The 12,999-nt window shown below is 71.6% G+C and carries 11 protein-coding genes; all 11 read left to right on the top strand.

The window, feature by feature from the left end:
• Positions 1-358 precede the first annotated feature (358 nt).
• The 11 genes from KZI27_RS12000 (at position 359) to gmk (ending at position 12,981) form a co-directional block, all read left to right on the top strand.
• Positions 359-2,050, top strand: coding sequence for an ABC1 kinase family protein (locus tag KZI27_RS12000; RefSeq protein ID WP_222657813.1), 1,692 nt, complete (start codon positions 359-361; stop codon positions 2,048-2,050).
• 91 nt (positions 2,051-2,141) lie between these two features.
• A complete protein-coding gene (efp, locus tag KZI27_RS11995; protein WP_111083909.1) occupies positions 2,142-2,705 on the top strand; it encodes an elongation factor P in 564 nt (187 codons plus the stop codon).
• A gap of 11 nt (positions 2,706-2,716) precedes the next feature.
• Complete coding sequence (nusB, locus tag KZI27_RS11990) at positions 2,717-3,169, top strand: transcription antitermination factor NusB (protein WP_027465744.1); 453 nt, start codon at positions 2,717-2,719, stop codon at positions 3,167-3,169.
• A 24-nt stretch (positions 3,170-3,193) separates the two neighbouring features.
• Entirely contained in the window at positions 3,194-3,793 is a 600-nt protein-coding gene (pyrR, locus tag KZI27_RS11985) for a bifunctional pyr operon transcriptional regulator/uracil phosphoribosyltransferase PyrR (RefSeq protein ID WP_123312441.1), read from the top strand.
• The gene (locus KZI27_RS11980; RefSeq protein WP_222657812.1) at positions 3,793-4,767 is read left to right on the top strand and encodes an aspartate carbamoyltransferase catalytic subunit; all 975 of its coding nucleotides are present in this window, start codon (positions 3,793-3,795) and stop codon (positions 4,765-4,767) included. Before pyrR ends, KZI27_RS11980 begins: the two co-directional genes overlap by 1 nt.
• Positions 4,764-6,122: a dihydroorotase gene (locus KZI27_RS11975; protein WP_222657811.1), complete on the top strand. Its 1,359-nt coding sequence runs from the start codon at positions 4,764-4,766 to the stop codon at positions 6,120-6,122. Before KZI27_RS11980 ends, KZI27_RS11975 begins: the two co-directional genes overlap by 4 nt.
• Positions 6,119-6,682, top strand: coding sequence for a hypothetical protein (locus KZI27_RS11970; protein ID WP_222657810.1), 564 nt, complete (start codon positions 6,119-6,121; stop codon positions 6,680-6,682). Before KZI27_RS11975 ends, KZI27_RS11970 begins: the two co-directional genes overlap by 4 nt.
• Positions 6,679-7,878 (top strand): glutamine-hydrolyzing carbamoyl-phosphate synthase small subunit, encoded by a 1,200-nt coding sequence (gene carA / locus KZI27_RS11965; protein WP_222657809.1) that lies wholly within the window; start codon positions 6,679-6,681, stop codon positions 7,876-7,878. The genes KZI27_RS11970 and carA overlap by 4 nt, the downstream gene beginning before the upstream one ends.
• Positions 7,878-11,171, top strand: coding sequence for a carbamoyl-phosphate synthase large subunit (gene carB, locus KZI27_RS11960; RefSeq protein WP_222657808.1), 3,294 nt, complete (start codon positions 7,878-7,880; stop codon positions 11,169-11,171). Before carA ends, carB begins: the two co-directional genes overlap by 1 nt.
• Entirely contained in the window at positions 11,168-12,052 is an 885-nt protein-coding gene (gene pyrF / locus KZI27_RS11955; RefSeq protein ID WP_261783881.1) for an orotidine-5'-phosphate decarboxylase, read from the top strand. The genes carB and pyrF overlap by 4 nt, the downstream gene beginning before the upstream one ends.
• On the top strand, positions 12,049-12,981 hold the full coding sequence (gene gmk / locus KZI27_RS11950; protein WP_222657807.1) for a guanylate kinase: 933 nt from the start codon (positions 12,049-12,051) through the stop codon (positions 12,979-12,981). Before pyrF ends, gmk begins: the two co-directional genes overlap by 4 nt.
• Positions 12,982-12,999: the final 18 nt, after the last annotated feature.

Genomic DNA, 12,999 nt, shown 5'->3' with positions numbered 1-12,999 from the left:
CCGCCTTCGACCACCACCGTACGGTTTCGAGTTCCCGGAGCACAGTCCTCGAAATGTCGTATGCACAGCCCCCTCGTGGCTGGGCGATCGACCACGTGAACCGCTTCCAGGCGTGCTCTCGATCGGTCGTCCGTCGGCTCTGGAACGCCGCGAACCAGCTGACGACCGCCGCCACGATCGCTGCGCCGGCGGCGATGCACGCCGCGACCAGTGCTGTCTCCATGGGGAGAGCCTGCGGCAGTGGGCGCAACCCGACGCGACACGCGAGGCGATCTGTGGATGCCGGACCGCGCCTCCCGGCCTGTGCAGGAGGACGCGTCCACCCGGCGGACCCAGCAGCGGGGAGCAGACTGACGACGTGCCCAACCCACCCCGCCTGAGCGACCTGTCCGGCTCGCAGGAGGCCGACACCGGCACCCTCCGGTCCCGCGGCCGCCGGTTCACCGAACTCCTGTCGATCGCCCGGCGCCACCGCCTCGTGCCGTTCCGCCGCCTCGACTTCTCGCACGACCCCGCCACCTCCGACCTGCGACGAAGCCAGGCCGAGCACCTGCGGCGTGCGCTCGAGGAGGCCGGCGGCGGGTTCGTGAAGATGGGGCAACTGCTGTCCACGCGCGACGACCTGCTCCCCGAGGAGTGGACCGAGGGACTCGCGCACCTGCAGCGCAACGTCACCGCCGCTCCCGCCGACCAGGTGCTCGCCCTGCTCGAACGGGAGCTCGGCGCCCCGGTCGACCAGGTGTTCGCCTCCTTCGACCCGGTGCCCGTCGCGGCGGCCTCGATCGCCCAGGTCCACCGCGCCCGCCTGCCCGACGGCACCGCGGTCGCGGTCAAGGTGCAGCGGCCCGGGATCGACGCCGCGGTGCGTCGTGACGTCGACATCGCGCTCCGCGTCGTCCGCTTCCTGGCGCGGTGGTCGACCGAGGCCCGGCAGGTCGGCGTGCAGGACGTGGCCGCGCAGTACGCCGACGACCTGGTCCGCCAGGTCGACTTCGTCTCCGAGCTGCGGAACCTCACCGCGCTGCGTGCGGCGCAGGCACGCAGCGCCCGTCCCGACGAGGTCCGGTTCCCGGACCCGTACCCCGAGCTGTCCGGACGCCGCGTGCTCGTGATGGAGTTCCTGGAGGGCGACACGCTCAGCGCGATCCGCGCCGAGCGCGCGGACCGCGACCTGGACGGCCCGATGCGCGCGATCCTGCGCGCGTTCCTGCGCCAGGTCGTCTTCGACGGCCTGTACCACGCCGACCTGCACCCGGGGAACGTCCTGGTGCTGCCCGACGGGCGGCCCGCGTTGATCGACTTCGGATCGGTCGGGAGGCTCGACCCGACCCTCAGGGACACGGTCCAGGACCTGCTGGTCGCCTACCTGCAGGACGACACGTCACGGATCGCCGATGCGGTCCTGCGGATGGCACCGGTGCGCGACGCGCACGACGAGCCCGACTTCCGTCGGGACATCGCGCGCTTCGTCGCCGACGAGCTCGGACCGGGCGCCCGCATCGGGGTCGAGACCGTGGACGACGCGGTCGAGGTCTTCGGGCGCTACCGGCTCAAGCCGCCGCCGGACTTCGTCGCCGCCGCGCGGGCCCTGGCGATCTTCGAGGGCACCCTCCGGACGCTCGCACCGTCGTTCGACCTGCTCGAGGAGTCCCGCGGGCTCGCCCGTGAGCAGATCACCGACCAGTTGCGCCCCGGCAAGCTCCGCGACCTGGCAGCCAAGGAACTCATCGGTGTCGTCTCCGCGGCACGACGGCTGCCGCGCCGGGTCGACCGGATCGGCGAGGCGATCGAGACCGGCAAGTTCACCGTGAACATCCGGCTGTTCGCGGACCGCCGCGACCGGGAGCTCGTGTCCGGCATGGTCCGGCGCATCCTGCTCGTGCTGCTCGGAGCCGGTGCCGGCATCCTGGCGATCGTGTACCTGGCGCTGCCCGCCCGACCCGACGCGGCGATCTCGACCGGGGTCGCCGGAGCCCTGCTCGGGGGAGCGGCCGTGGTGCTGCTCGGCTGGGCGGCGATCGACGCCTGGCGCGCCCGACGGCGACGCTGATGGCGACGGGCGGGCGTCCGCTACACTCGTCCGGGGCCGAGCGCGGCCCGAAGACCTTTCACAACACGACCGAACGGGACACCGAAGACTCATGGCCAGTACCACTGACATCAAGAACGGCGCCGTTCTCATCATCGACGGCCAGCTGTGGTCGGTCGTGGAGTTCCAGCACGTCAAGCCCGGCAAGGGTGGCGCGTTCGTCCGCACCAAGCTGAAGAACGTCGTCTCCGGCAAGGTCGTCGACCGCACCTTCAACGCCGGCGCGAAGATCGACACCGCCGTGGTCGACCGCCGTGACTACCAGTTCCTCTACGAGGACGGCGACTCGTACGTGTTCATGGACACCGACACCTACGACCAGATCCCGGTCTCGGCGACGGTCGTCGGCGACGCGAAGAACTACCTGCTCGAGTCCGCGATGGTCACCATCGCGATGAACGAGGGCAACCCGCTCTACGTCGAGCTCCCGACGTCGATCGTGACCGAGGTCGAGACCGAGCCGGGCCTGCAGGGCGACCGTTCCTCCGGTGGCACCAAGGACGCGACCATCATCGCGACCGGTCACCGCATCCAGGTTCCGCTCTACCTCGAGAGCGGTACCACGGTGAAGATCGACACGCGCGACGGCAGCTTCCTCGGCCGCGTCAACTCCTAGGCGACGTCCGTATGAGTGCTCGTTCGAAGGCCCGCAAGCGCGCCCTCGACATGCTGTACGTGGCGGAGGTGCGTGAGCTCCCGATCGCGGACGTGCTGGCCACCGAGACGGTCCGCCACCTGGACCAGCCCGAGCGCGCCTCGAGCTGGGACTACGCGCGGCAGATCGTGACGGGTGTCGACGACGCCCGTCACGAGATCGACTCCGTCATCGTCGACCACGCCCAGGGGTGGTCGATCGCCCGGATGCCGGTCCTCGACCGCTGCATCCTGCGGATGGCCGTCTGGGAGCTCCGGTTCAACCCGGAGGTGCCCGACGCGGTCGCGATCGCCGAGGCCGTCGAGCTCGCCCAGTCGCTCTCGACCGAGGACTCCGCGGGCTTCGTGAACGGTGTCCTCGGAGCTGTCGCCGGCGGCCGTGCACCGTCCGGTCGGACGGTCGCAGGGGACCAGGAGTCCCGCTAGGCTTGTCCCCGTCAGCATCCTTTAATGCCGTCCAGTGAGGCGGGGAAGGGGGTCGACGTGGGTACCAGAACGGTCCTGCAGCAACCCGACATCACGCGCGCTCTGACGCGCATCGCACACGAGATCCTCGAGGCCAACCACGGCGGCTCGGACCTCGTGCTCCTGGGGATCCCGACCCGCGGCGCGGTCCTGGCGGAACGGCTCGGCCGGATCCTGGCCGACATCGAGCCGGAGTGGGCCTCGGCCGCCGGCGGCATCGGGACCGAGCGTGTCGGCACGCTCGACGTCACGATGCACCGCGACGACCTCGGCCACGGCATCGGCCGCGCACCGCACCGCACCGTCATCCCCGCCGGCGGCATCGACGGCAAGGTCGTCGTGCTCGTCGACGACGTCCTGTACTCGGGCCGCACGGTCCGGGCAGCGCTCGACGCCCTGCAGGGGATCGGCCGCCCGCGTGCCGTCCGGCTCGCCGTGCTCGTCGACCGCGGCCACCGCGAGCTGCCGATCCGCGCCGACCACGTCGGGAAGAACCTGCCGACCGCGTCCGACGAGCGGGTCACCCTGCACCTGTCCGAGACCGACGGCGACGACACCGTGTTCATCGAGCAGGGGGTGGCGTGATGCGGCACCTGCTCTCCACCGCCGACCTGTCGCGCGACCAGGCCGTGCACATCCTCGACGTCGCCGAGGAGATGGCCGAGGTCAACACGCGCGAGGTCCGGAAGCTCCCGGCGCTGCGCGGCAAGACCGTCGTGAACCTGTTCTTCGAGGACTCGACGCGCACGCGCATCTCGTTCGAGGCCGCGGCGAAGCGCCTGTCGGCCGACGTCATCAACTTCGCGGCCAAGGGCTCGAGCGTCTCCAAGGGCGAGTCCCTGAAGGACACCGTGCAGACCCTCGGCGCCATGGGCATCGACGGGATCGTGATGCGGCACGGCTCGTCCGGTGCCCCGCGCGTGCTCGCCGACGCCGACTGGATCGACGTCCCCGTGGTGAACGCCGGCGACGGGACGCACGAGCACCCGACGCAGGCGCTGCTCGACGCCTTCACCATGCGCCGCCGCCTGCACGGTGCGGGGTCGCGCGGACAGGGCCTCGACGGCGTCCGGGTCCTGATCGTCGGCGACGTGCTGCACAGCCGCGTCGCCCGGTCGAACGCGTGGCTGCTCCGGACCCTCGGGGCGAGCGTGACCTTCGCTGCGCCGCCGACGCTGCTGCCCGCGACGACGACGCCGTTCGGGGCGGCCGTGCACCACGACCTCGACGCCGCACTGGCCGAGGACCCGGACGTCGTGATGACGCTCCGCATCCAGCAGGAGCGGATGAACGACGCGTTCTTCCCGAACCCGCGCGAGTACACGCGGCACTGGGGCCTGACGGCTGCGCGGTTCGCGCGACTGTCGGAGCGCACGCTGATCATGCACCCCGGTCCGATGAACCGCGGGCTGGAGATCGCGGGCATCGCGGCCGACGACCCGCGCTCGACGGTGGTCGAGCAGGTCGAGAACGGCGTCTCGGTCCGCATGGCGGTCCTCTACCTGGCCCTGACCGGCAGTGACGCGACCACCACCGAAGCGAAGGAGTCAGCCGCATGACCGCTCACCTGATCCGCGGCGCGCAGCTGGTCGACGGCTCGCGCGCCGACATCCGTCTGCAGGACGGCCGCATCACGGCGGTCGGGTCCGGTGTGGACGCGGGCGGCGCGACGGTCGTCGACGCCGACGGGCTCATCGCCCTGCCCGGCCTCGTCGACCTGCACACCCACCTGCGCGAGCCCGGGCACGAGGAGTCCGAGACGGTCCTGACGGGTTCGCGCGCCGCCGCGGCCGGTGGCTTCACCGCCGTGAACGCGATGGCGAACTCGAGCCCGGTCGCCGACACCGCCGGTGTCGTCGAGCAGGTCCAGGCGCTCGGCGACGACGCCGGCTACGTCACCGTCCGCCCGATCGGCGCGGTGTCGCAGGGGCTGCAGGGCACGCACCTGTCCGAGATCGGTGCCATGGCGACCTCGCGGGCGAAGGTCCGGGTGTTCTCGGACGACGGTTCCTGCGTCGCCGACCCGCTGCTCATGCGTCGCGCGCTCGAGTACATCAAGGGCTTCGGCGGTGTGCTCGCGCAGCACGCGCAGGAACCCCGCCTGACCATCGGCGCGCAGATGAACGAGGGCCGGCTGTCCTCGGAGCTCGGGCTCGCGGGCTGGCCGGCCGTGGCGGAGGAGGCGATCATCGCCCGTGACGTCCTGCTCGCCGACCACGTGGGCGCACGACTGCACGTCTGCCACGTGTCGACCGCCGGCAGCGTCGAGGTGATCCGCTGGGCCAAGTCCCGCGGCATCGACGTCACCGCCGAGGTCACGCCGCACCACCTCGTGCTCACCGAGGACCTCATCGCCGGGCACCACGGCGCCCCCGGGTACGACGCCCGCTACAAGGTGAACCCGCCGCTCCGCGCCCGCGAGGACGTCGACGCCCTGCGCGCGGCCCTGGCCGACGGCACCATCGACATCGTCGCGACCGACCACGCACCGCACACCGCCGAGGCGAAGTGCTGCGAGTGGCCGGCGGCGGCGAACGGCATGGTCGGCCTCGAGTCGGCGCTCAGCGTCGTGCAGTCCGCCGTCGTCGCGTCGGGCCAGCTCGACTGGGCCGACGTCGCACGGGTCCTGTCCGAGGCGCCCGCCCGGATCGGCCAGGTGGAGGGCCACGGCCAGCGACTCGCCGAGGGCGCACCCGCCGAGATCACGCTCTACGACCCGTCGGCCAGCCGCGAGTTCGCGGTCGCCGACCTCGCCGGACAGTCGCAGAACTCGCCGTACCTCGGCATGACCCTGCCCGGCCGGGTCGTCGCGACGTTCCACCTGGGCGCGCCGACGGTGCTCGACGGCCGCCTGGTGGACGCCGACACCGTGGCCGCGCACGCCGCGGCGCTCCGGACGGGGGCGCGCGCATGAGCGGCGACGCCGCGCGCTGGCTGCTCGGCGGGGTGATCCTGCTCGCGGTCGCCGCGCTGTTCGTCGCCATGGCGCGCACCTGGCGGACGCGGACCAGGAAGCAGGCGGAAGCCGTGCCTCCCGTCCCCGTCCCGACCACGGTCGGACCGGCGGCCGGGTCCTGGGACGGCTTCTCCGTCGCGACGACCCGCGCCGACCAGCCGCTGGAACGCATCACCGCCGGCGGACTCGGGTTCCGGGGCCGCGGTGGCGTGACCGTCCACGAGACCGGTGTGGTCCTGCGACTCGCCGGGGCGGACGACCGGTGGATCGAACGTGCTGCGGTCCGCGGTGCCGACCGCTCGACGTGGGCGATCGACCGGGTCGTCGAGCCCGGGGGACTGGTCCGTCTGCGATGGACGGCGACCGGCGCCGCAGGTGCGACGGACCTCGACACGTACTTCCGGTTCCCGGAGGGCGACGCAGCCGCGCTGCTCGCCCTGCAGGGACTGACCGAGACCGGGCCGCAGGCGACTGCGGCCGATGCCCCGCGAACCGCGGGCGAAGGGAAGAAAGCATGACACGCGAACGGGCCGTCCTGGTCCTCGAAGACGGCACCCGGTACGACGGCTGGGCCTACGGCGCCCGTGGGCGCACGCTCGGCGAGGTGGTCTTCGCGACCGGCATGACCGGGTACCAGGAGACGCTGACCGACCCCTCCTACGCCGGCCAGATCGTGGTGCAGACCGCGCCGCACATCGGCAACACCGGTGTGAACGACGAGGACCCCGAGTCCCGTCGCATCTGGGTCGCCGGGTACGTGGTGCGCGACCCCAGCCGCGTGGTGTCGAACCACCGCGCGAACGCGTCGCTCGACGACCACCTCGTGCGTGACGGCATCGTCGGCATCTCCGGGATCGACACCCGCGCCCTGACGCGCCGGATCCGCGACGCCGGGGCCATGAAGGGCGGCGTCTTCAGCGGTGCCGACGCGGCGCTGCCGGAGTCGGAGCAGCTGGACGCCGTCCGGTCGCAGGCCACGATGGCGGGTGCGAGCTTCTCGGCGATCGTGTCCACCCCCGAGACGTACGTGGTGCCGGCCGAGGGCGAGCAGATCGGCCGGCTGGCCGTGCTCGACCTGGGCGTGAAGGCATCGACCACCCGCTACCTCGCCCAGCGCGGGTTCGAGGTGCACGTGGTGCCGCAGGACATCAGCGCCGCCGACCTGGAAGCCCTGGCACCGGACGCGCTCTTCTACTCGAACGGCCCAGGGGATCCGGCCGCGTCGGACGCCCAGGTCGAACTGCTGCAGGAGAGCCTGCGGACCGGGCGCCCGTTCTTCGGCATCTGCTTCGGCAACCAGCTGCTCGGCCGCGCGCTCGGCTTCGGCACCTACAAGCTGCCCTTCGGTCACCGCGGCATCAACCAGCCGGTGCTCGACACCACCACGGGCAAGGTCGAGATCACGAGCCAGAACCACGGCTTCGCGGTCGACGCGCCCCTGGGGCAGGTCCTCGAGTCGCCGGCCGGCTTCGGCCGCGTGGAGGTCTCGCACTACTCGCTGAACGACGACGTGGTCGAGGGCCTGCGTGCGCTCGACGTCCCCGCGTTCAGCGTGCAGTACCACCCCGAGGCCGCCGCCGGTCCGCACGACAGCATGTACCTCTTCGACCGGTTCGCGGACCTGGTGCGCGCGCGACGTGACGGGGAGCCGCTCGACGCGGCCACCGCCGACGCGACCACTCCCGCAGCAGACATCACCAAGGAAGCGAACTGATGCCCAAGCGCGCAGACATCAACTCCGTCCTCGTCATCGGGTCCGGCCCGATCGTCATCGGTCAGGCCGCCGAGTTCGACTACTCCGGCACCCAGGCGTGCCGCGTCCTCCGTGCCGAGGGCGTCCGGGTCATCCTCGTCAACCCGAACCCGGCGACGATCATGACCGACCCCGACTTCGCCGACGCGACCTACATCGAGCCGATCACGAACGCGTGCCTCGAGGAGATCATCCGCATCGAGAAGCCGGACGCCGTCCTGCCGACGCTGGGCGGTCAGACCGCCCTGAACGCGGCGATCGCGCTCGACGAGGCCGGCATCCTCGCGAAGCACGGCGTCGAGCTCATCGGCGCCAAGGTCGAGGCGATCCAGCGTGGTGAGGACCGCCAGCTCTTCAAGGAGCTCGTGCTCGAGTCCGGCGCCGACGTGGCCCGCAGCCACATCGCCCACACGCTGGAAGAGGCGAAGGAGTTCGCGAAGGACCTCGGCTACCCGCTGGTCGTCCGCCCCTCGTTCACCATGGGCGGTCTCGGTTCGGGCTTCGCGTACGACGAGGCCGAACTCGTCCGCTTCGTCGGTGACGGGCTGCAGTCCAGCCCGACGACCGAGGTCCTGCTCGAGGAGTCGATCCTCGGCTGGAAGGAGTACGAGCTCGAGCTGATGCGCGACAACTACGACAACACCGTCGTCATCTGCTCGATCGAGAACGTCGACCCGGTCGGGGTCCACACCGGCGACTCGATCACCGTCGCTCCGGCGCTCACGCTCACCGACCGCGAGTACCAGAACATGCGCAACATCGGCATCGACATCATCCGTCGCGTCGGCGTCGACACCGGTGGCTGCAACATCCAGTTCGCCGTCGACCCGTCGAACGGCCGCCTGATCGTCATCGAGATGAACCCGCGTGTCTCCCGCTCGTCGGCCCTGGCGTCGAAGGCCACGGGCTTCCCGATCGCGAAGATCGCCGCGAAGCTCGCCATCGGGTACCGCTTGGACGAGATCCAGAACGACATCACGAAGGTCACGCCGGCCAGCTTCGAGCCGACGCTCGACTACGTCGTCGTGAAGACCCCGCGCTTCGCGTTCGAGAAGTTCCCCGCGGCGGACGCCACGCTCACCACGACGATGAAGAGCGTCGGCGAGGCGATGGCCATCGGCCGCAACTACGCGACGGCACTGCAGAAGTCGCTGCGCTCGCTCGAGAAGCGCGGGTCGAGCTTCCACTGGGACACGCCGGCGGCGGAACTCGACAAGGACGCCCTGCTCGCGAAGTCCTCCGTCCCCACCGACGGCCGGATCGTCACGGTGCAGCAGGCCCTGGTCGCCGGCGCCACCGCGGACGAGGTCTTCGAGGCCACGAAGATCGACCCGTGGTTCATCGACCAGATCGTGCTCATCAACGAGGTCGCGGCCGAGGTCGCTGCCGCCGAGGAGCTTGACGCGGACACCGTCCGCTGGGCCAAGGAGCACGGTTTCAGCGACACCCAGATCGCGGCGCTCCGCAGCACCCCCGAGCACCCCGTCAGCGAGCAGCAGGTCCGCGACGAGCGGCACGCCCTCGGCATCCGCCCCGTCTTCAAGACCGTCGACACCTGTGCCGGCGAGTTCCCGGCCCTGACGCCGTACCACTACTCGTCGTACGACGCCGAGACCGAGGTGGCCGCGAGCAACCGCAAGAAGGTCGTCATCCTGGGGTCCGGCCCGAACCGCATCGGTCAGGGCGTCGAGTTCGACTACTCGTGCGTGCACGCGTCGTTCGCGCTGAGCGACGCCGGGTTCGAGACGATCATGATCAACTGCAACCCCGAGACGGTCTCCACCGACTACGACACCTCGGACCGCCTGTACTTCGAGCCGCTCACGGCCGAGGACGTCCTCGAGGTCATCGAGGCCGAGGCGGCATCGGGGGAGCTGGTCGGCGTCGTCGTGCAGCTCGGCGGCCAGACCGCCCTGGGCCTGGCGAAGCCGCTCGAGGCCGCGGGGATCCCGATCCTCGGGACCAGCCCGACGGCGATCGACTCGGCCGAGGAGCGCGGGCAGTTCTCCGCCATCCTCGACGCCGCGGGGCTGCTCGCACCGCGCAACGGCACCGCCCACGACCTGGCGAGTGCGACCGCGGTGGCCGAGGAGATCGGCTACCCGGTCCTCGTCCGCCCGTCCTTCGTGCTCGGCGGCCGCGGCATGGAGATCCTGTACGACTCCCCGTCGCTCGCCGACTACTTCGACCGCATGGCAGACCAGGCGATCATCGGCCCGGAGCTCCCGCTCCTCGTCGACCGGTTCCTGGACGACGCGGTGGAGATCGACGTCGACGCGCTCTTCGACGGCGAGCGGCTCTACATCGGCGGCATCATGGAGCACCTGGAAGAAGCGGGCATCCACTCCGGCGACTCCGCGTGCACGCTGCCCCCGGTCGGCCTCGGCCGCGCCGAGATCCAGGGCGTCGTCGACGCGACCGAGAAGATCGCCCGCGGCATCGGCGTGCAGGGCCTGCTCAACGTCCAGTTCGCCATCGGTGCCGGTGTGCTCTACGTCCTCGAGGCGAACCCGCGCGCCAGCCGCACGGTCCCGTTCGTCTCGAAGGCGCTCGGCATCCCGCTGGCGAAGGCCGCGTCCCGCATCATGACCGGCACCAGCGTCGACGAGCTCGTCGCCGAGGGCATGCTGCCGGCCCGCGACGGGGCGTTCGTCCCGATGGAGGCCCCGGTCGCCGTCAAGGAGGCCGTGCTGCCCTTCCGCCGCTTCCGCACCCGCGAGGGCCAGGTCGTCGACTCGGTGCTCAGCCCCGAGATGCGCTCCACCGGCGAGGTCATGGGCATCGACCGTGACTTCCCACGGGCGTTCCTCAAGTCGCAGGACGCCGCGTACGGCGGGCTGCCGACCAGCGGCACGGTCTTCGTGAGCGTCGCGGACACCGACAAGCGCGCCATCGTGCTGCCGGTGCACCGTCTGCAGCAGCTCGGCTTCACGATCATCGCGACCGAGGGCACGGCGGAGATCCTCCGTCGCAACGGCATCGAGGTCGGCATCGTCGGCAAGTACAGCCAGGGCGGCGAGAGCGTCGTCGACCTGCTGACGCGCAACGAGGTCGACATCGTCATCAACACGCCGTCGGGTGCCGCCGGTCGTGCGGACGGGTACGAGATCCGTGCGGCCACGGTCGCCGCGGACAAGCCGTTGTTCACGACGATCGCGCAGATCGGTGCGGCGGTCGCGGCGATCGAGACGATCGGCACGCCGCTCAACGTCCGCAGTCTGCAGGACTACGCGCGGGAGCGCGCGACCTGGTGAGCGACGGACGGTCGGGAGGCCCGGCCTCCTTCGGCGATCGGCTCGCGTCCGCGATCGGCGAGCGTTCACCGCTCTGCGTCGGCATCGACCCCCACGCCACCACTCTGGCGGCGTGGGGGCTCGGCCGCGACGAGCAGGGGCTGACCGCCTTCGGCGCGGCCCTGGTCGACGCGGCCGCCGGCCGCGCGGCGATCGTGAAGCCGCAGATCGCCTTCTTCGAGGCGGCCGGGGTGGCGGGCTACCGTGCGCTCGACGCGACGATCCGTCGGGCACGCGATGCGGGCCTCCTGGTCGTCGCCGACGTGAAGCGGGGCGACATCGGGACCACCGGTGACGACTACGCGCTGGCGTGGCTGAACCGTGACGGGCCGTTCGCGGCCGACGCCATGACGGTGTCGCCGTACCTGGGGTACGGCTCGCTCCGGGGCACGATCGACGTCGCGCGCCGGAACGGTGCCGGGGTCTTCGTGCTCGCCGCGACGAGCAACCCCGAGGCCCGGGTGCTGCAGACCGCGGTGCTGGCGGAGGGACCGCGTACCGGCCGGACGGTCGCGGCCGGTATCGTCTTGGACGTGGCAGACGACAACCGGTCCGTGGGCGACCAGGCCCTGGGCGACGTCGGGCTCGTGCTCGGCGCGACCCTTCACCTCGACGACTTCGGCATCGACGCGGACGCGATCGGCACCGCACCGGTGCTCGCCCCGGGCTTCGGTGCCCAGGGGGCCCGGATCGAGGACCTCCGCGCGTTGTACGGCTCGCGTGCCGAGCAGGTGCTCGTGAGCGAGTCGCGGGGTCTGCTGACCGACGGTCCGGACGGGGTCGCAGCGCTCGTCGCCGACCGCGCCGACCGCATCGTCGCCGCACTCGGAGCAGCGGCATGACCGCTGACGGCACGGACCGTGGCGACCAGCCGGCCCACCGCACCCCACCGGAGGTCGACCGTGTCGCGGCCGCCCAGGCCGCGGTCGCCGCGCGACGCGCCCGAGCCGCTGTGAAGGCCGCGATCGCGTCGGAGGAGCGGTCGGCGCTCGAGGTCGCACGCTCGGCGTGGGACGACGCCCTGGTCGAGACGACCTCGGCGGAACGCTCGCTCCGCGTCCGCGACCTGCTCGTCAGCCTGCCCGGCATCGGCCCGGCCCGTGCCGAGTCGATCATGGGATTGCTGCGCATCGCGCCCTCGAAGCGTCTCGGGGGCCTCGGCAGCAGGCAGCGCACGGCCCTGGCCGACTGGCTCGCCGCTCGCGGTCGCAAGCGCGGTGCGTCGAAGCTCGTGGTGCTCGCCGGACCGACGGCCGTCGGCAAGGGCACGGTGAGCGCGTACATCCGCGAGCAGTACCCCGACGTCAACCTCAGCGTCTCCGCCACGACCCGCAAGCCCCGCCCGGGCGAGGTCGACGGCGTGCACTACTACTTCGTCGACGACGCCGAGTTCGACCGGATGATCCGCGAACGCGAGCTGCTCGAGTGGGCCACGGTGCACAACTCGTACCGGTACGGCACCCCGCGGCCGCCGATCGACCGCGCGCTCGACGCCGGCGAGCGGGTCATGCTCGAGATCGACCTGCAGGGTGCTCGTCAGGTCCGTGACGCCATGCCCGAGGCCGTCCTCGTGTTCCTGCTGCCCCCGACGTGGGAAGAACTGGTGCGCCGGCTGATCGGCCGCGGTACCGAGTCGCCCGAGGAACAGGCGCGTCGACTCGACACCGCGAAGGTCGAACTGGCCGCCCAGGACGAGTTCGACGTCCGCATCGTGAACTCCGATGTCGGCACCGCGGCACGACAGGTCGTAGACTTGTTCTCTGCGCCCTGACGGGTGCACCGACGACGA

Source organism: Curtobacterium sp. TC1, assembly GCF_019844075.1.
Classification (GTDB): domain Bacteria; phylum Actinomycetota; class Actinomycetes; order Actinomycetales; family Microbacteriaceae; genus Curtobacterium.
This window is presented reverse-complemented; position numbering and strand designations above follow the sequence as displayed.